Raw genomic sequence first — 18,084 nt, forward strand, 5'->3', positions numbered from 1 at the left:
CCGGCATCGGGTCCGATCCCCCCATCCTCGTCACCCGATTAGGGGGTGTCCGTTGACGGACCGTTAGGGGCTGCGGGGTGTCGCCCCCCACTTACGGTCCGCATCCGTCCGTGGCGTGTGGCTGGCGGGACAGACGGTGGAGCGGGCCATACGTTCGCAGGACCCGGCAGGTCGAAGACGTGGCCCCGGGGTGTGAGCGATGCGGATCAGGGGGCACCTGTGCGCAACGGCGAGTACGGGTTGGGGATCGACATCGGCGACGGAGCCATCTCCGCCGCGGTGTCGGGGAGCGACGAAGAGGGCGCGGCGACCGCGGAGACGCTGGTCATCGAGGGGAGCGGCAGCACGGCGCCGGCGGCGCTGGCCGTCGGCGACGACGGCCGGGTGACGTTCGGCGAGGGCGAGGGCGCGACCCCCGTGGGGCACGTGCTGGCCCGCGTCGGCGACCCCGCTCCCCTCTACGTGGGCGACCGCCCCGTGGGGGCCGCCGAGCTCGCGGCCGGCGCGGTGCAGCGCATCCGCGAGGCGGCCGCCCGCCACGCGGGGCGGCCGGACTCCTGGACCGTGGTCACGGTGCCGCCGTCGTGGGGTGGGCACCGCCGGTCGGTGCTCGCCCGCGCGCTCGAGACCGCCGGCGTGCCCCGGTTCTCCCTGGTCTCGAGCGCGGTCGCGGCGGCCCACCACCACGTGACCTGCGGGGACCTCCGGCCCGACGCCACCGTGGCCGTCTACGACCTCGGCGCCAGCACGCTGGACACCGCGGTGGTGGGCCCCACCCCCGACGAGCCGCTCGGCCACCTGGGGGTCCCCCCGGCTCCCCGGCCCTGGGGCGGGCGGGACGTCGACGACGCCGTCGTCGCGCACGTCGTCCGCTACGTGGGGACGCCGGCCGACGCCGTCGCGGGCCGCGCGCTGCGCGCCGCGTGCACCGCGGCCAAGGAGGCCCTGTCGACCGAGACGACCGTCCTGGTGGCGGTGGACGGTGCGGACGGACCGGTCCGGCTCACCCGCGAGGAGCTCGACGAGGTCCTCGACGGGCCCACGCGGGCGTCGGTGTCGGCCGTCGTCGAGGCCCTCGCGGCCGCCGGGGTAGACCTCGCGGACCTGGACGCGGTGGTGCTGGCCGGCGGCGGGGTCCGCGTCCCGCTGGTCGCCGAGGTGCTCTCCGGCGAGCTCGGCCGGCCCCTCGTCGTCGCGCCCGACCCCGCCCTCACGCCGGCCCTCGGTGCGGCCGCCCTCGCCGCCGACGCCCTCCTGGCGGTGCAGCTGCTCGCCACCGCTGCCGGGGACACCACCGCTGCTGGGGGCGCCGTCGCCGCCGCGCCGGAGCCCGCCGACCCCGAGGAGGACGCCCCGGGCCGGCTGGTTCCCCGGCGGCCGGGCGGCACGCAGCGCCCCGCACGGACCCACCGCAGCTCCCGCCTCCGGCGGGGGGCGGTCGTGGCCGGGGGCTTCCTCGGCCTGGTCGTGCTGCCCCCGGCCCTGGCCGGCGTGCTCGGCGTCGACCCCACCAGCCTCCCGAGCGACAGCGTGGTCTCCGACGCGCAGGACCGGGCGGTCGTGGCCTCCGGCAGCGCGGCGGTCGACGGCAGCTCGGCGCCCCGCGAGGCCGCCGCCGAGGACCGCGGTCAGGGCGCCGGCACGGGTCGCGCCCCCGCGGCCGACCCGGGCAGCGTGCTCCCGGGCGGCGGGCTGAGCGCCGGCGCTCCCACGGGCACGCAGGACACCACCCGGCCCGCTCCGGGCACCTCCGCGGCCGGCACCCCGCGGGCGCCCGGCACGACCACCTCCTCCGGCGGCGGGACGACGACGAACCCGCCCCGGCCCGGCACCACGCCGCCCACCACGCCGAGCCAGGGCACGACGACGCCGCCGGTGACCACGCCGCCGACCACCGACCCGCCCACCACCAACCCGCCGACGACCACGCCGCCGACCACCGACCCGCCCACCACCACGCCGCCGACGGACCCGGCGCCGGTGACCGAGCCCGACCCGGTGCCCGACCCGGACCCGGTGCCCGACCCGGTGCCGGACCCCGAGCCCGTGCCCGACCCCACACCCGGGCCCGACCCCACTCCCGACCCCGTCCCCGACCCGGCCCCCGAGCCCGCGCCCGACCCCGCCGGGATCGTGCTCGCGGCGGCGGACCTGTGATCGCCGACATCGGCGCCGGGGGGACACTGCTGGCCGACTGCGGGCCCGACGTGGTCCGCGAGCTGGCCGGGCACGCCGGCCGGTCCGCCGTCCCGGTGACCGTCCAGGGCCCCGGGGGGACGGGCAAGACCCGGCTGCTGGAGGAGCTGGCCGCGGCGCACCGGCGGGCCGGGCTGCCGGTCCTCGACGCGGCGCCGGCCGATCCCGCCGTCCTCCCGGACGCGTTCGCCGTCGTGGTCGACGACGCCCACCGGCTGACCGAGGCCGCCGCAGCCGGGCTGATCGACCTGCTGCGGCACCCCGGTGCCCGGGTGTCGATCGCCTACCGGCCGTGGCCGCGGCCGCGGCCGCTGACCGCGCTGCTGGCCGAGCTGGGCGCCGACCGGCGCGCCGTCGTCGTGGGCCACGCCGACCGCGCCCAGGTGCGCGGCTGGGCGCGGGAGCACCTGGGTCAGGCGGTGTCCCCGGCGCTGGTGGACGCCGTCCTGGCGCAGACCGGCGGGCTCCCCGCGCTGGTCCACCCCCTGCTGCGGTCGCTGGCCCGGCGCGGACCCGGGTCGGCCACCCCGGGGCAGCCGGCCCGGCTCGTGGTCCCCGAGGAGGTCGCCGACCGGGCCCGCGCCGGCCTGGTGTCGGTCGACGAGGGCACCCGGGCCCTGCTGCACGCCGTCGCCGCCGGCGCTCCGCTGGACGACGAGGTGCTCGGCGACCTCCTCGGCGTGCCGGCGCTCGACGCGGCCGAGCTGATCAGCGCCGCGCGGGCCACCGGGCTGCTGCTGGGGACAGGAGCGGTGGTGCCGGTCGTGGCGCACGTGCTGCTCGCGTCCACGCCGCCCGACATCACCCGCCGGACCCGCCGGCAGCTGCTGGCGCTGCTGCTCGAGCGCGGCGAGGAGCCGCTGGAGCTGGCCCGGCGGCTGGCGGCCGAGCGGGTGCGCGACCCGCGGGCGGCGCGGTTGCTGGAACGGCACGGGGAGGCCGCGCTGGCCGCGGACCCCGCGCTGGCCGGGGAGCTCCTGGGCGAGGCCGCGCGGACCGGCGCTCCGGTGTCCGGGCTGGCCGCCCGTCGCGCCCAGGCCGCCGCGCTCGCCGGGGACCTCGACGGCGCCCTGCAGTGGGCCGACACCGCCCTCGCCGACCCGGCCGCGCCGGACCGGGCCCGCGCGGCCGGGGTGACCGCGGCCGTGCTGGCGCAGCGCGGACTGCTCGCCCGGGCGGCCGACCTGTGCCGCCTGGCCGGCCCGGAGCGGGCCGGGGCCGCGGCGCTGGCGCTGCTGGCGACCGGGGCGCCGGCCGAGGCCGACGCCGTCCTCGCCGAGGCGCGGACGGTGCGCGGGGTGCCCACGATGCTGTCGGTCAGCGAGGAGCTGACCGCCCAGGGCATCGCGCAGTCGCTGCGGACCGGCGAGAACGCCGCCGACGACATCAGCGCGGCGCTGTCCACCCTCACCCGGGCCGCGGCGCTGCTCGAGCCGGTGGGGCGCACGGCGCTGCTGCTGGACACCCCCGCCGCCCTGGCCGCGCTGGTGGCGCTGCACAGCGGCGAGCTGGGGGTGGCCGAGTCGGTGCTGCAGCGGGCGGTGGACGCCGACCTGGGCGGCCCGCCGTGCCGGCCGCGGCACCGGCTGCTGCTGGCCTGGATCGCGATGCTGGGCGGGCGCATGACCCGGGCCCGCGAGCTCATGGAGTCCGCCCGGGAGGGGACGGCGGCCCTCGAGCCGCGCGACGACGTGTTCCTGCAGGCGCTGGAGGTCGGGCTGGCCCGCCGCAGCAGCGACGTGCCGGCGCTGGTGCGCGCGTGGGTTCGGGCGCGCGAGGCGGTGGTGCGCCACCCGGTGGACCTGTTCACCCTGCTGCCGCTGGGCGAGCTCGTCGTGGCCGCGACCAAGCTGCAGGACGACGACCGGCTCCGCCCGCACCTGGCCGAGGCGCAGGCGCTGCTGAGGCGGCTGGGCGATCCGCAGCTGTGGGCGACGTCGCTGCACTGGAGTGGCGCGCAGGCCGCGATCCTCGCCGACGACCCCGACCGGCTGCGGCCGCACGCGGCGGCCCTGGTCGCGGCGTCGAGGACGAGCCCCTACGCGGCCACCCTGGCCCGGGCGGGACGGACCTGGATGCGCGTGCTGGCCGGCGACGTGGACGCGGCCGGCGTGGTGAGCGCGGCCGAGGAGCTCACCGCGGTGGGGCTGGGCTGGGACGGGTCCCGGCTGGCCGGTCAGGCCGCGGCGCGGGCCACCGACCAGAAGGCCCGGGCGCTGCTGCTGGGCTGTGCCCGGTCACTGGCCGACAGCGCCGGGTGCGAGGGCGCGCCCACGGTGCCCGCTCCCCGTCCGGCCGGGGAGGGTGCTGCCGCGCCGGCCCCCGGGGGTGCGCTCAGCGAGCGCGAGCGGGAGGTGGCCCGGCTGGTCGTGGCCGGGCAGACCTACCGGGAGATCGGCGGCCGGCTCTACATCTCGGCGAAGACGGTGGAGCACCACGTGTCCCGGATGCGGCAGCGGCTGGGCGCGAGCAACCGGTCGGACCTGCTGGCCCGCCTGCGTGCGGAGCTCGCCGAGGCGTGAAGGACCCCCTGCCCCCCGCCACTCGCAGGCTCGCGGCGGGACCCTGCAGGGGGCCGACTGCTGGGGCCGATCAGCGAGCGAGGACGACGCAGGCGGGGCAGACGTCGCGGGCGGGGGTCGGCCACGGCTCGTCGACGGTGACGCGGGCCAGGGACCCGCACAGGGTCAGCTCGCAAGCGCCGTCGAGCTCGGCGGTGGGGCGGTGCAGCTCGACCGCGTGCCACAGAGCGGCCGTCGGGCCGTGGGCCCGGCTGCGGGCCGGGACGATGGTGGGGGCGGGAGCGAGGGTCGAGGAGCGCATGCCAGAACGGTCGGCACGGCGTCCGCCGGGGGATACGGCTGCGCCGGTCCCCCTCCCCCGGACGGGTGAGACAGACGCCCGATCGCCGGTCGGGAGCAGGCGCGGCAGGATGCGGGCATGGAGCTGACCAAGCAGGGCCACGCCTGCGTCGTCCTCAGCGAGGGGGAGCGCCGGCTGGTCATCGACCCCGGCGCCTTCACCGACCCGGCCGTCCTCGAGGGGGCCAGCGCCGTCCTGGTGACGCACGAGCACTTCGACCACTTCGCGCCCGACGCGCTGCGCGCGGCGATGGACGCCGATCCGGGGCTGGAGGTGTGGACCAACCGCTCGGTGGCCGGTCAGCTCGACGGGCTGGGCGGGCGGGTGCACGTGGTCGGGCACGGGGACGCGGTCACGGTGGCCGGCTTCGACGTGACCGTGCACGGGGAGCTGCACGAGGTTCTCCACCCCGACATCCCGCGGATCCCCAACGTCGGGTTCCTGGTCGACGGCCAGGTCTTCCACCCCGGCGACGCCCTCACCGTGCCGGAGGTGCCGGTCCCCACGCTGCTGCTGCCGGTGCACGCACCCTGGTCGAAGGTCTCCGACGTGATCGACTACGTCCGCGCGGTCGACGCCGACCAGGCGTACGCCGTCCACGACGGGTTGCTCAACGAGACGGGGCTGGGCGTCTACGGCGGCATGCTGGGCGAGCGCGGCCCCGGCACGCCCACCCCGTACAGCCGGCTCGCCCCGGGGGACTCGGTCGACCTCTGATGGCGACCGGGTCCCCCGGCGCGGGTCACCGGACGGCGCGGTTGCGACCGCCCGACAGGCCCTCGGCGACGCCGATGAGCAGCACGGCGGCGATCACCGCCACGATGAAGCCCAGCACGTTCAGCTCGAAGATGTCACCGGTGCCCAGCAGGCTGGCCACGATGCCCCCGATGAGCGCGCCGACCACACCGAGGAGCAGCGTCGCCAGGATGCTCAGCCGCTGCTTGCCCGGCTTGATGAGGCGAGCCAGCGCCCCGATGATCAGGCCGACGACGATGAGACCGAGGATCTGCACGTCTTCCTCCTTGCGTCCTCGGGCACGCCCCAGTCGGCGCACCCGGTCGGCAGGTGGCTACCCGCAAGATCACCCCGGCACACCTGACGCTCCCCCGAACGGGCGACCGACCAGCCGATCAGTCCAGGCAGGTGCCCCGACCGGTCTCGGCGGTCGACGGTCGGTGATGTGCGTTCGTGGCGGCTCCTGCGGCCACGACAGGCCACGAACGCACACTGCGCCGGCTCGCTCGCCGGCGCCTCAGCCCGCGATCAGCTGCTCGACGTGGGCCGGCAGCTTGTCCAGCTCGCCGTCGACGGTCCGCTGCACCATCTGCCGGACCGCGCCGCGCTGCAGCCGCCGCACCAGCCGGCCGCCGGACCGGGGCTCGTGGGTGAGGGTGATCGTGACGCGGGTGGCCCCGGGGCCGGCGTCGGCCAGGTCGATGCGCGTCGTCCACGTCTCGGGGGTGAGCTCCAGGCGGGTGGCCACCGTCCGCTCGGGGTCCCACTCGACGATCTCGCCGCGCGGCGCCCCCGCGGGCGGCTGCGCGTCGGCGTCCAGCCGCCCCGGCACGCAGACGAACGTCGTCCCCACCCCCGGCGCTCCGGAGCCGTCGACGACGTAGGAGACGTCGCAGACGGTGCAGTACGGGGCGAGGACGGCGAGGGCGCGCCACACCTGGGCGCGGTCGAAGGGCACCTCGCGGGTGCCGCTGGCGGTGGTCATCGTCGACGACGGTAGTCGGCTCCGGGCTCCGCCCTCACCGGCCGCCGACGGAGACCTCGAACTCCACCTGGCTGACGTCCGGCCGCAGGCGCGAGAAGCTGTGCACCTGCGGCTGGCCGGCGCTGTCGCGCACCGTCGTCCGGACGACGAGCAGCGGGGAGCCTGCGACGACGCCCAGCACGTCGGCCTCGTCCGGCGCCGCCGTGCCGACGTCCACCACGATCCGCGCGTGGGCCAGGTCGGCGGAGTACTCGCGCCGCAGGAAGTCGTACAGCGAGCCCTCGCTGAAGTCCGCCTCGGCTGCGCGCGGATAAGCCGAGGCGGCCATGAAGCTGTGCGCCACGTGGTTGGGCACCCCGTCGAGGCTGCGCAGCCGGACCAGCTCGACCACGTCGGTCGCCGGCTCCAGCCCCAGCTCGGTCGCGACCGGTGGCTGCACCGGCACGACCCGCTGGGTGAGCACCGTGGTGCCGACCTGGGCGCCCTGCTCGGTCATCACCGAGCTGAAGCCGGCGATGCGGTGCACGAAGCTCTCGCGGTACTCGTGCCGGATGGCGGGGCGGGTGACGTAGGTGCCGCGGCCCTGCTCGCGCACCAGATGACCGTCGGCGACCAGGCCGTCGACGGCCCGCCGCAGGGTGATCCGGCTGACCCCGTACTCGGCGCACAGCACCGGTTCGGGCGGGAGCAGTGTGTGCTCGGGGAGCGCGGACACCCGGCGGCGCAGGTGCTCGCGGACCGACAGGTACTTCGGTCCCGACACGGCACTGGTCACGACAGCAAAGGTACTGGACAGGTAGACGTCTGGTCGTCTGAGACGTCTGTCTCAACCGGTCGGGTCATCACCCAGCAGAGCGGCCAGCCGGTCGGGGTCGGCGCCCTCGACCTCGACCACCTTGGTCCGGCTGGTCGCCCCGGTGACGAGGGACACCTGCCGCCGCCGCACGCCCAGGGCCGTCGCCACGGCGGCCAGCGCCGCCTCGGTGGCCTGGCCCTCCACCGGCCGGGCCGCCACCCGGACGACGAGCGCACCGTCGTGGGCGCCGCCGACCGCCGTCCGGCCCGCACCGGGGCGCACTCGGATCGTCACGCGCACACCGCAGTGTCCCCCCCGGCCGGGCGATGAGATCGTGGACGGGACGAGCACCGTGGGGGCGACGAATCTGCCGCGCGGGATGACCGAAGATGGCAGGTTGTGACCGTGTCGCAGGACGCCCGAACCCGGCGCCGCCAGGAGACCCACCGGCGCATCTACGCCTGCGCCATGCGGTTGTTCCGGGAGAACGGCTACGACGAGGTCACCGTCGCCCACATCGTGGCCGCCGCGGGCGTCTCGGTGCCGACCTTCTACGACCACTTCCCGAGCAAGGAGCACATCGTCCTGCCGATGCCGACGCCCGAGGAGGTCGAGCAGGTGCTGCCGTCCGTGGGCGAGGGGCTGACCGTCGCCGAGCGGCTGCGCCGGGGCATCGTGGGCTGGCTGGCCAGCTACCAGGGGCCCGAGCGCGAGGACCTCCTCGAGCGGTGGCGGATCGTCGTCCGGACGCCGGGGCTGCGGACCCGCGCGGCGACCTTCGAGCGGGCCACCGCCGAGATGGTGCTCGGGCTGGTGAAGGCCGAGGAGTCCACCGCCGGCCTCCCCGACGTGGTGGTCGCGGCCAGCCTGTCGGCCTACACCCAGATCCTGCTGCGCTGGGCCGAGGCCGACGGCCGGGTGCCGCTGGAGGAGATCGCAGAGCAGGTCCTCGCCGCCCTCCGCGAGTTGTGACGCCTCAGGGCGCCCGGAGCTCCACGACGGCGACCTCGGGTCGCGCGTCGATGCGCATCGGCGGGCCCCAGTAGCCGGCGCCGGTGGTCACGTAGAGCTGGGTGTCGCCGAACCGGGCGAGCCCCTCCACCACCGGCTGGTCGAGCCGGATGGCGTAGTCGAACGGCCACAGCTGGCCGCCGTGGGTGTGGCCGGACAGCTGCAACCCCACACCGGCGGCGGCGGCCTGGTCGACCATCCACGGCTGGTGGGCCATCAGCACCAGCGGGACGGCGTCGTCCCGGCCGTCCAGCGCGGCGTCGAGGTCCGCGCCGTGCCCGGGGACGCCGGAACGCGCGGCCGTCCGGTCGTCGATGCCGGCGAGGTCGATCGAGGCGCCGCCGCGGCGGATGGCCACCCGCTCGTTGCGGAGCACCTGCACGCCCAGGGTCGGCAGGTGGTGCAGCCAGGCGGTGGTGTCGACGAAGTACTCGTGGTTGCCGGTGACGAAGTAGACCCCCTGCTCGCTGACCAGGTCGGCCAGCGGGGCGACGTCCTCGCGCAACTCGGCGACGTCGCCGTCGACCAGGTCGCCGACGATCGCCACGACGTCCGGGCGCTGCGCGTTGACGACCTCGACCAGCCGCTCGAACCGCCGTCCGCCGTACGTCGAGGACAGGTGGCCGTCGGAGAAGGTGACGATCCGCAGGCCGTCCAGCGCCGGGTCCAGCCCGGCCAGGGTCACCGGCACCCGGCGGACGACGGGCGCGGAGTTGGCCAGGTAGGCGCCGGTGCCCGCCGTCCCGAGGGCCACGACCCCGGCGGTGGCGGCGAGCCCGCGGGCCAGCAGCAGCCGCCGGGAGGGGTCGGCGACGGTGTCGTCGGCCCGCGCCTCGGGCAGTGGGGGTGCCGGCGTCCCGGCGAGGACCGTTTCCGGCTGCGGCCGGCGGGCCCACCTGCGCAGCGCCAGGCGCACCGGCTCGAGGACCAGCAGCGTCAGGAACAGGTAGAAGGCGATCCCCAGCCAGCAGAACCCGACCCAGGCGAGCACCGTGGCGGCGGGCGAGTCGTCGCGGCGGAGGAGCACCGCCGCGGCCGGCAGGAGGGCGAGGACGACGGTGAGCAGGGTCAGCCGGCGGCGCGCCGGCCCCGGCCGGGTGGTGCTGCGGACCAGGCGCCACCACAGGTAGCCGTGCAGGAGGACGAGGGCCAGCAGCACGACCGTGCCGAAGCCCAGCACACCGATGAGGGACAGGGGGAGCCTCGCTTCTCGCCGGGCCGGTGCCGGTCAGGCCCGCGAGGCGGCGCGGACGGCGCGGCGCAGGGTCGGCTCGATCGTCCAGAACTGCGCCTGGGCGGCAGCGGCGCGGGCCTCCTCGAGGCCGTGCAGCCGGCCGTAGGTCCAGGCGTTCTCCCCCGCCGCGAAGGCGGCCCGCCCGAGGCGGGTGCAGTACTCGCGGGTGACGACGGTGTCCTGCGAGGCGCCCAGCACGTCCTGGACCTGCTTCATGCAGTCGACCAGCTCCGCCGTCGGGGCGCCGAGCACGTCCGCGGCCACCTCGGCGGTGTACCGGACCCGCTTGGCGGCCTTGCGGGCGTCGTGCAACGCGTGCTCCCGGTCGGCACCCTCGGCGTCCTGCGCCACCGCGACGGCCCGGCGCAGCCGCTTGCCGGCCCGCCGGACGGCGTCGGCGAGCACCGTCGGCGCCGGGGCCGCGGCGGCGTCGGTGACCGGCGGGTCGGCCAGCAGGGCGTCGAGGGCGTCGAGCAGGAGCAGGTAGCGGCGGTCGGTGAGGGCCCGGGACACCTTCCGCGACCCGGCCTCGTGGTCCTTGACGGCGGTCTGCTGGATGCGGGCGACGACCGGCCCGAGGACCAGCTCCACCGGCTGCGCGTCGACGAGCTCGCGCAGGTGCTGGAGGGCGACCTCGCCGTCCCTGGCGGCGGACAGCTGCTCGCCCACCCAGCGCAGCTCCTCGCGCAGGGGGTCGGTCTGCTCGCGGTCCAGCACGGGCCGGAAGGCGGCGAGGATGCTGCGCAGCCGGCGGCAGGCGACGCGGACGTCGTGCACGCCCTCGGGCTGCTCGGTCCGGACGTCGAGGTCGGCCCGGCGCAGCGCGGCCAGCTGGGCGGCCACCGCGGCGAGGACGACGTCCCCGGCGGGAGGGCCCTGCTGCTCGGCCGCCTTCTTCGCGGCCTTCTTCCCCTTCTTGCCCTTCTTCCCCGTGGTGGCCTCGTCCTGGTCCGCGGCTGCCGCGCCGGCCCCGGCCTCCCCGCTGCGGGTCTCCTCGACGCGGCCGTCGAGCACCCGGCCGACCTTGGACGGCACCTCGGAGACCCGCGCTCCGGCCGCCACCAGCCGCTCGGTGACCGCCTCGAGCAGCGCCTCGTCGCCGTCGACCAGCTCCACCTCGACCTCGCGCCAGGTGGTGACCGTCGCCGGCTCGCCGTCGTTCCTCGCCAGGGCGGTGCCGACGACGCTGTCGTCGGCGACCTCGGCCAGCACGCGCTGTTCGCCGTCGAGCAGGCGGTGCACGACGCGGCGGGTGCGCAGGGTGGCGACCGGGCCCGGGGACGCCGTCCCGAGCAGGCCCAGGACCGGCGCGACGACGGCCTTGGGCACCGTCCGGCCGGCCCGCCCGAGCGGCTGGTGCAGCTCGCGACGGGCGCCCGCGGAGGCGGGCAGCTTCACGTGCCAGCCGGCGTCCGAGCCGCCGGTGCGCCGCCGCAGGGTGACCCGGGAGCGCAGCAGCCGGAGGTCGGGGGTGTCGAAGTAGGTGGCCTCGAGCACCTGCTCGTCCGGCGCTGCGACCGTGGCCACGCCGTCCACCTCGAGGCTCGGCAGGGCGAAGGCCTCGTCGGCCTCGAACTTGCGCTCGATCTCCAGGTGCTCGGTGGTCACGACCGCTCACGGTAGGCCAGGTACGGGCTGGTCAGCACACCGCCGGGTGCTCGTCCATGTTCGCCGGAGGTCCGGTCTGGGCACGCTCCCCGCCGAGGAGAGCGCCCCGTCGGGGCCTCCTGTCAGGAGGGGAGCCGGCCCAGATGTTGAGCGAGCGGGAGTTGTCGGCGGCGATCGGCGCCACGGCCTACGGCCCGGACGGGCACAAGATCGGCACGGTCGAGCACTTCTTCACCGACGACCGCACGGGGGCGGCGACCTGGGTCGCGGTGTCCACCGGCCTGTTCGGGACCCGCCGCTCCGTCGTCCCGGCGGCGGAGGCCACCTTCGACGGCGACGGCCTGCGGTTGCCGGTGACGCGAGACGCCGTCCGCAACGCGCCGCACGTCTCCGACGAGCACCTCGACCCCGACGCCGAGGAACGGCTGCGCCGGCACTACTCCGGGGAGAGCGCGGCCGCTGAGGACGGGGCCGTCGAGGGCGGGGCACGGGACGCCGGGAGCCCGGACGCCGGGACGGCGGCCGCTCCGGAGGCCCGGGCCGGGGCGGCGCAGGACGTGGCACCCGCGCCGACCGGCGCCGGGCCGGACGAGCGGACCGAGCGGGTGGACCAGACCGCCCACGCCGGCGACACCGTGCGGGTCGAGGAGAGCGGGCGCGCCGGGGACACCGTGCGCGTGGCCGAGGTGGCGCCCGCAGGTGCCGGCTCGGCAGGGGCCGGCGCCGTGGAGGCCGGCTCCGCAGGGACCCGCGGGGGAGGTGCGACCGCCGGGGCCGCGGCAGCCGCTGCGGGGGCCGGCGCGGGGACCGCTGCGGGGACCGCTGCGGGGACCGCGGCTGGAGCCGCCGCTGGGACCGGTGCCGGAGCCGCCGGCGACAACGCGATGACCCGCAGCGAGGAGCAGCTGCGGGTGGGCACCGAGCGGGTCGCCACCACCCGCGCCCGGCTGGTCAAGTACGTGGTGACCGAGGAGGTGACCCTCACCGTCCCCATCCGCCGCGAGGAGATCCGGGTCGAGCAGGTGCCGATCGACGCCCCCGACCCGGCGCCCGGGGAGTCCTTGGCGCCGGACGAGGTCCCGGGCGGCGGACCGTCGTCCGGGCTGCCCGACGAGATCGTGCTGCACGCCGAGCGCCCGGTGGTGACGGTCGAGGTCGTCCCGGTGGAGCGGGTGCGGCTGCGGACCGACGTGGTCACCGGCCAGGAGCAGGTGACCGAGCAGGTGCAGCGCGAGCAGGTCGTCCTCGACCAGGACCCCCCGCGCGGCCGAGTGGAGTGAGAGGGGCGCGTTCTCCGCGCCGTCCCACTCCGCTCAGCTGCGGCGGTCGGCCAGGAAGGGCAGCCGCTCCCGGACGGCGGCGACCTCCGCGGCGTCGACGTCGGCGACGACCAGCGTCTCCACCCCGGCGGCGGTGGCCAGCAGCTCCCCCATCGGGCTGACGATGCGGCTGTCGCCGGCGTGCTCGGTGCCGTCGCCGGCGGCGCCCACCCGGTTGCAGCCCACGACGTAGGCCTGGTTCTCGATCGCCCGCGCCTGCAGCAACGTCTGCCAGTGGTGCCGGCGGGCGGCGGGCCAGTTCGCCGTCACCAGGTAGACGTCGGTGTCCTGCGCCGCAGCCCAGAAGACGTCGGCGAAGCGCAGGTCGTAGCAGATGAAGGGGGTGACCCGCAGCCCGCCGATGTCCACGGTCAGCGGCTTCTCGCCGGCCCGGAACCGCTCGTGCTCGCCGCCGTGCGTGAACGGGTGCAGCTTCCGGTAGCGGTGCACCGTGCCGTCCGGCCCGGCCAGCACCAGCGAGTTGTGCGGCAGGGCCTCGGTCCCGCCATCGGGGTCCGTGGAGATCTCCGGGCAGCTGCCGGCCACCCACACGCCGTGCTCGGCCGCCTGCTCGGCGAGCCACTGCGAGGACGGGCCGCCCTCGGGCTCGCCGATCCCCGGCGTCATGGTGAACCCGGTGGAGAACGTCTCGCTGAGCAGCACGAACTCCGCCCCGGCGCCGACCGCGCGGGCCACCTGCGGGGCCAGCCGGGCGAAGTTGGCCGCCCGGTCCTCCCAGACGATGTCGTGCTGGACCGCCGCGATCCTCATCGGTGCATCCTCCCCAGTCGCTCGACCGCTTCCCCGAGCACGTCGTCACCCTTGCAGAAGGCGAACCGGACCAGGTGCCGGCCCAGGTGCGCGTGCGCGGGGTCGTAGAACACCACGGTCGGGATGGCGACGACCCCGGCCCGCTGCGGCAGCGAGCGGCAGAACGCCACGCCGTCGCCGTCGGGCTGCACCGGCCGGACGTCGACCGTGGCGAAGTAGGTCGCCTCGGGGCGGACGACCGGCAGGCCGGCGGCGGTGAGCCCCTGGACCAGCACGTCGCGGCGGTACTCCAGGTCGCGGGCGATCCCGGTGAAGTACTCGTCGGGCAGCTGCAGCCCCGCGGCGACGGCCGGCTGGAACGGCCCGCCGTTGACGTAGGTCAGGAACTGCTTGGCCGTGCGGACGGCGGCCACCAGGTCGGCCGGACCGCAGATCCAGCCCACCTTCCAGCCGGTGACGTTGAACGTCTTGCCCGCGCTGCCCACCACGAGGGTGCGCTCCCGCATGCCGGGGAACGTGGCGATCGAGGTGTGCCGGGCTCCCGCGAAGACCAGGTGCTCGTAGACCTCGTCGGTGAGCACGAGCAGCTCGTGCTCCATGGCGAGGGCGGCCAGCGTGGCCAGCTCGGTCCGCGTGAAGACCTTGCCGGTCGGGTTGTGCGGGGTGTTGAGCAGCAGCAGCCGCGCCCGCGGCGTCACCGCGGCCCGCAGCTCGGCGGGGTCGAAGGTCCACGGGCCCGCGCCGGACGCCGGGGGCCGCAGCGGCACCGGCCGTGCCACGCCGCCGGCCATGGCGATGCCCGCGGGATAGCTGTCGTACATCGGCTCGAAGAGGACGACCTCGTCGCCGGGCTCGAGCAGGGCCAGCAGCGCCGCGGTGAGCGCCTCCGTGGCGCCCGCGGTGACCAGCACCTCGTCGGCCGGGTCGTACGCGTGGCCGCCGAACCGCTTCCCGTGCGCGGCGATCGCCTCGCGCAACACCGGGATGCCCGGCCCGGGCGGGTACTGGTCGTGCGGGGTGCCGATCGCGGCGCGGGCCACCTCCAGCACCTCGGGCGGGCCGGGGTAGTCGGGGAACCCCTGGCCGAGGTTGATCGATCCGGTGGCGACGGCGAGGGCGCTCATCTCGGCGAAGATCGTCGTCCCGAAGCCCTGCAGGCGGGCCGACAGGTACGGCGCGCGGGTCATGCCCCTCAGCCTGGCAGACGACGTTCCACGTGGAACGCCGATCAGCCGATGCGGACGTCCTCCATACCCTCGATCGCCACGACGTCGCCCGTGCGCAGCTGCCGGCCGCGGCGCTCCTCGGGCTCGCCGTTGACCCGCACGGTGCCGGTGAGCAGGACGTCCTTCACCTGCGCGCCGGTCGGGACGGCGTCGACCAGCTTGAGCAGCTGGCCGAGGCGGATGGAGTCCTCGCCGGGACGCAGGTCGACGGTGCGCACCCGGCCATCCTCGACCATCGCGTCGTCGAGGGCGGCACTCGGCACCTGCGCACGCTCGTGCTCTGCCCACTGTGGCGGGCAGAGCACGAGCACCGACGAGGAGACCTCAGCCGGCGGCGGTGAGCTCGTCGCCCACGGCCACCCGGCCGGGCCGCACCACCAGCGCGCCGATCGCCAGCGCGCCGCCGCGCTCGCGGTGCACCGTCTTGAGCACGCCGTTGTCCCGGCCGATCCCGCCGGGCTGCGGGCGGGTCACCATCACGCACCGGTCGATCTGCTTGACGACGTCCAGCTCGGCCCCGCCCAGTCGCACCCGGCCCCCGACCAGGGCGTCCTCCCCCTCGCCGGTGAGGACGACGTTGGCGCGGAACCGGCGCCGGTCCCAGGTGCCCAGCGTCCCGGTGGACACCAGCGAGACGCGGGTGCGGGAGCTGTCGTGGAACGCCCCGCGGGCGCCGGTGAAGGCGTCCCAGTCGTACTCGTCGTCCTCCCCCACCTCGGCGGGGTTCTCGTAGCGGCGCTCCTCCGGCGCGTCCGCGGCGGCGCGCAGCTCCACCGGTCGGCCCAGCCACCTCGACAGGACGGCGTCGTCGGCGGTGACCGTGCCGTCCGGCAGCACGATGTCCACCCCGCCGTCGGCATGCAGCCGGCCGGAGGCGAACAGCAGGTCGGGCACCCGCCGGGCGGTGAGGCCCAGGCCGCTGTCGACGTCGAACAGCGCCCACTGCCGGTCACCGGCCAGCCCCTCGGCGCCGACGTCCACCCCGGCCAGCCGCTCCCCCTGCAGGGACTTGACCGGGTACCGCCACAACTCCGCGACCTGCACCTCAGCCCTCCCAACCGAGCGTCCAGCTGCCCGCCCACGCCGTCCCGGGGTCGAGGACGACGAGGTCGACGCCGTCGGCCAGCGCGTTGGGCGGGCAGGTCATCGGCTCGACCGCGACGCTGCGCCGCCGCTGCCCCTCGGGCAGCGTGTCCCCCGTGTAGACCTGCAGCCAGGGCCACGAACCGTCGACGGCGAGCTCGACCCGGCCGGCGGGGCCGGCCAGTCGCACCCGCGCCCAGCCGTCGTCGTCGCGGACCAGGTCGGTGAGCGGGGTGTCGATCGCGCGGTCCCCGATCCGGCCGACGGCGCCGTCGAAGGGCGCCCGGTCCCCCGTCGGCAGGCCGCCGTCGGTGGCCAGCGCGGTCCGCGCCGGCACGGTCAGCTCGGCGTCGGCGATCCCGCCGTCCTCGGTGGCGCCGACGGCGAGGTAGGGGTGCATGCCGACACCGAACGGCGCGGGCTCCCTGCCGGCGTTGCGCACCCGCACGGTCACGGTGAGCCGGTCCGGCCGCAGCGCGTAGTCGATCGCGGCGGCCAGCCGGAACGGGTAGCCCGGCCGCGGCTCGACCACGGTGCCGACGGTGACCGCGTCGGAGAAGCGGGACAGCACCGCGAACGGCTGCCAGGAGACCAGCCCGTGCGCGGCCGGCTTGCCCGGGGCGGCGACGTCGAGCTGGAGCTCCCGGCCGGCCCACGCCCAGCGGCCGTCGCGCAGCCGGTTGGGCCAGGGCAGCAGCACCCCGCCACGGCGGCCGGCGGGCACGGTGCCGGTGGGGTAGCCGTCGAGCACCGCCCAGCCGCCGACCGTCAGGGCCCGCAGGCCGCCGCCGCGCAGGTCGACGGCGAGGCGGGCGTCCCCGGCGACCAGGTCGACGTCGACCGGGTCGGTCGGCGGCCAGGCGGTCTGCGGCGGCACCATCGTCATGCCGCCAGCCCACCACACCGGGACCGCGGCGGTCAGCCGGACCGCTCAGGGCGTGTAGGTCACCTGCTCGGCCATCTCGAGCACCTGCTCCCGGGTCAGCACCTGCGGGGCGACCAGCTGGAAGAACGGCCCGCCGGGGAGCTGTCCGGTGACCAGCCACCGGTCAGGGTCCGACCCGCCGTCCGCGAGCGCCACCCGGCCCGGCAGCTCCTGGATGGTCACCTGGTCGGCGATCCGGGTGTCCGGCGTGGCGGATCGGGTTCACGCCCGGGTCACGCCGGGCCGAGCACCCGCTCGTAGTACAGGGAGCAGCCGGCATCGGGCTCGTCGACGTACCCGCCGAACGCCGGGATCGCCCGGTACCCGGCGCTCTCGTACAGCCCGACGGCCTCCGGCTGCCGCGGACCGGTCTCCAACCGCAGGGTGGTCCAGCCCCGCTCCAGCGCCGCGGCCTCCAGGGCGGCGAGCACCCGGCGGGACACGCCGCGGCCGCGCGCCGACGGCACCACGTACATCCGCTTGACCTCGGCGACCCCGGGCTCCAGCGCCCGCAGCGCGCCGCACCCGATCGCCGTCCCGTCGGCGTCGCGGGCCACGAGGACGACGCTGACGTCGGCGGACGACGGCGGCGTCCCAGGCTCCCCGGCCCCGTCGTAGCGCGCCCGCAGCTCGGCCTGCTGCGCCGTGGTGAGGGCGCGGACCTCCGGGTCGTCCCAGGCGGCGGCGACGACGGAACAGGCGGAGGCGGTCACCGCCTCATGATCACAGGCTGATGCCGTGCAGCAGGAGGGCGGCCAGCTCGCGGTAGGCGGCGGCGTCGTCCAATCCCGTGGCGCGGGCGGTGTCGCCGCGGCCGATCCGGAACACCAGCGTGCTGACCGTGTCGGCGACCAGTGCCGGGTGCACCTCGCGGAAGCGGCCCCGGGCCACCCCCTCGGCGATCAGCTCCCGCACCCGCTCGGCGGCCCGAGCGGTGTTCTGCTCGTAGACCGCCCGCCCGGGCGCGAAGGAGTCCAGGTCCCGGTAGAACGCCGGCCCGGCCGGCGCCAGGGCCCGCGCGACGGCGGTCAGGTAGGCGGTCACCCGCAGCGCGGGGTCGCCCTCGGTCGCCGTGCGCGCCTCGACCTCGGCGGTGGCCTTCCGGAAGAAGTGCCGGATCACGCGGGCGGCGAGCTGCTCCTTGCTCTCCGCCAGGGCGTAGAGCGTGCTCTTGGAGCAGTGCAGCCGGACGGCGAGGTCCTCGAGGGTGAAGCCGCTGAAGCCCTCGGCCAGGAAGAGCGCCTCGAGCTGGTCGAGCAGCTCGGCCTGTCGCCGGGTCAGCCGTGCGCCCCCGGCCTCGGACGGCGGGACGGTCGTCGTCATGGCACCTCCG

Annotated in this window: 20 protein-coding genes; 5 read left to right on the forward strand and 15 right to left on the reverse strand. The window is 76.7% G+C overall.

Annotated features, from left to right (window positions below):
* The first annotated feature begins 219 nt into the window (after positions 1-219).
* On the forward strand, positions 220-2,157 hold the full coding sequence (locus ACI79D_RS08585) for an Hsp70 family protein (protein ID WP_456917948.1): 1,938 nt from the start codon (positions 220-222) through the stop codon (positions 2,155-2,157).
* Positions 2,154-4,718 carry a LuxR C-terminal-related transcriptional regulator gene (locus ACI79D_RS08590; protein WP_456917949.1) on the forward strand — a complete coding sequence of 855 codons (2,565 nt, stop codon included), beginning with the start codon at positions 2,154-2,156 and terminating at the stop codon, positions 4,716-4,718. Before ACI79D_RS08585 ends, ACI79D_RS08590 begins: the two co-directional genes overlap by 4 nt.
* A 70-nt stretch (positions 4,719-4,788) precedes the next feature.
* Here the strand turns inward: ACI79D_RS08590 and ACI79D_RS08595 are convergent, their stop codons facing one another.
* The gene (locus ACI79D_RS08595; protein ID WP_456917950.1) at positions 4,789-5,019 is read right to left on the reverse strand and encodes a hypothetical protein; all 231 of its coding nucleotides are present in this window, start codon (positions 5,017-5,019) and stop codon (positions 4,789-4,791) included.
* 117 nt (positions 5,020-5,136) lie between these two features.
* On the opposite strand from ACI79D_RS08595, the gene ACI79D_RS08600 reads away from it, so the two are divergent.
* A complete protein-coding gene (locus ACI79D_RS08600; RefSeq protein ID WP_456917951.1) occupies positions 5,137-5,775 on the forward strand; it encodes an MBL fold metallo-hydrolase in 639 nt (212 codons plus the stop codon).
* A gap of 25 nt (positions 5,776-5,800) precedes the next feature.
* On the opposite strand, the gene ACI79D_RS08605 is transcribed toward ACI79D_RS08600, so the two are convergent.
* The 4 genes from ACI79D_RS08605 to ACI79D_RS08620 all read right to left on the reverse strand — a co-directional run bounded on the left by ACI79D_RS08605 (position 5,801) and on the right by ACI79D_RS08620 (position 7,868).
* Complete coding sequence (locus tag ACI79D_RS08605) at positions 5,801-6,070, reverse strand: GlsB/YeaQ/YmgE family stress response membrane protein (protein WP_456917952.1); 270 nt, start codon at positions 6,068-6,070, stop codon at positions 5,801-5,803.
* 240 nt (positions 6,071-6,310) lie between these two features.
* Positions 6,311-6,778, reverse strand: a complete 468-nt coding sequence (locus ACI79D_RS08610; RefSeq protein ID WP_456917953.1) for an SRPBCC family protein — start codon at positions 6,776-6,778, stop codon at positions 6,311-6,313.
* A gap of 34 nt (positions 6,779-6,812) precedes the next feature.
* A complete protein-coding gene (locus ACI79D_RS08615; RefSeq protein WP_456917954.1) occupies positions 6,813-7,553 on the reverse strand; it encodes a GntR family transcriptional regulator in 741 nt (246 codons plus the stop codon).
* A gap of 51 nt (positions 7,554-7,604) precedes the next feature.
* Positions 7,605-7,868 carry a DUF167 domain-containing protein gene (locus tag ACI79D_RS08620; protein WP_456917955.1) on the reverse strand — a complete coding sequence of 88 codons (264 nt, stop codon included), beginning with the start codon at positions 7,866-7,868 and terminating at the stop codon, positions 7,605-7,607.
* A 105-nt stretch (positions 7,869-7,973) separates the two neighbouring features.
* Here ACI79D_RS08620 and ACI79D_RS08625 point away from each other — a divergent pair, with 105 nt between their 5' ends.
* Entirely contained in the window at positions 7,974-8,546 is a 573-nt protein-coding gene (locus tag ACI79D_RS08625; protein WP_456917956.1) for a TetR/AcrR family transcriptional regulator, read from the forward strand.
* Between the two features lie 4 nt (positions 8,547-8,550).
* Here ACI79D_RS08625 and ACI79D_RS08630 read toward each other — a convergent pair whose 3' ends face one another.
* Both ACI79D_RS08630 and ACI79D_RS08635 read right to left on the reverse strand, forming a co-directional pair.
* On the reverse strand, positions 8,551-9,765 hold the full coding sequence (locus ACI79D_RS08630; RefSeq protein WP_456917957.1) for a metallophosphoesterase: 1,215 nt from the start codon (positions 9,763-9,765) through the stop codon (positions 8,551-8,553).
* Between the two features lie 48 nt (positions 9,766-9,813).
* Entirely contained in the window at positions 9,814-11,427 is a 1,614-nt protein-coding gene (locus tag ACI79D_RS08635) for a CYTH and CHAD domain-containing protein (RefSeq protein WP_456917958.1), read from the reverse strand.
* A 143-nt stretch (positions 11,428-11,570) separates the two neighbouring features.
* Between ACI79D_RS08635 and ACI79D_RS08640 the strand changes: the two genes are divergently transcribed.
* Positions 11,571-12,707: a YsnF/AvaK domain-containing protein gene (locus tag ACI79D_RS08640; protein ID WP_456917959.1), complete on the forward strand. Its 1,137-nt coding sequence runs from the start codon at positions 11,571-11,573 to the stop codon at positions 12,705-12,707.
* 33 nt (positions 12,708-12,740) lie between these two features.
* Here ACI79D_RS08640 and ACI79D_RS08645 read toward each other — a convergent pair whose 3' ends face one another.
* From ACI79D_RS08645 to ACI79D_RS08680, 8 genes are all read right to left on the reverse strand, one after another.
* On the reverse strand, positions 12,741-13,517 hold the full coding sequence (locus ACI79D_RS08645) for a nitrilase-related carbon-nitrogen hydrolase (protein ID WP_456917960.1): 777 nt from the start codon (positions 13,515-13,517) through the stop codon (positions 12,741-12,743).
* On the reverse strand, positions 13,514-14,704 hold the full coding sequence (locus tag ACI79D_RS08650; protein ID WP_456917961.1) for a pyridoxal phosphate-dependent aminotransferase: 1,191 nt from the start codon (positions 14,702-14,704) through the stop codon (positions 13,514-13,516). The genes ACI79D_RS08645 and ACI79D_RS08650 overlap by 4 nt, the downstream gene beginning before the upstream one ends.
* A gap of 41 nt (positions 14,705-14,745) precedes the next feature.
* Positions 14,746-15,006, reverse strand: a complete 261-nt coding sequence (locus ACI79D_RS08655; RefSeq protein ID WP_456917962.1) for an RNA-binding S4 domain-containing protein — start codon at positions 15,004-15,006, stop codon at positions 14,746-14,748.
* 61 nt (positions 15,007-15,067) lie between these two features.
* Complete coding sequence (locus ACI79D_RS08660) at positions 15,068-15,787, reverse strand: MOSC domain-containing protein (protein ID WP_456917963.1); 720 nt, start codon at positions 15,785-15,787, stop codon at positions 15,068-15,070.
* A gap of 1 nt (position 15,788) precedes the next feature.
* The gene (locus ACI79D_RS08665) at positions 15,789-16,712 is read right to left on the reverse strand and encodes an aldose epimerase family protein (RefSeq protein WP_456917964.1); all 924 of its coding nucleotides are present in this window, start codon (positions 16,710-16,712) and stop codon (positions 15,789-15,791) included.
* Between the two features lie 45 nt (positions 16,713-16,757).
* On the reverse strand, positions 16,758-16,934 hold the full coding sequence (locus ACI79D_RS08670) for a hypothetical protein (protein ID WP_456917965.1): 177 nt from the start codon (positions 16,932-16,934) through the stop codon (positions 16,758-16,760).
* 50 nt (positions 16,935-16,984) lie between these two features.
* A complete protein-coding gene (locus tag ACI79D_RS08675; RefSeq protein ID WP_456917966.1) occupies positions 16,985-17,464 on the reverse strand; it encodes a GNAT family N-acetyltransferase in 480 nt (159 codons plus the stop codon).
* A 10-nt stretch (positions 17,465-17,474) separates the two neighbouring features.
* Entirely contained in the window at positions 17,475-18,074 is a 600-nt protein-coding gene (locus ACI79D_RS08680; protein ID WP_456917967.1) for a TetR/AcrR family transcriptional regulator, read from the reverse strand.
* Positions 18,075-18,084: the final 10 nt, after the last annotated feature.

Source organism: Geodermatophilus sp. SYSU D00708 (assembly GCF_054050115.1).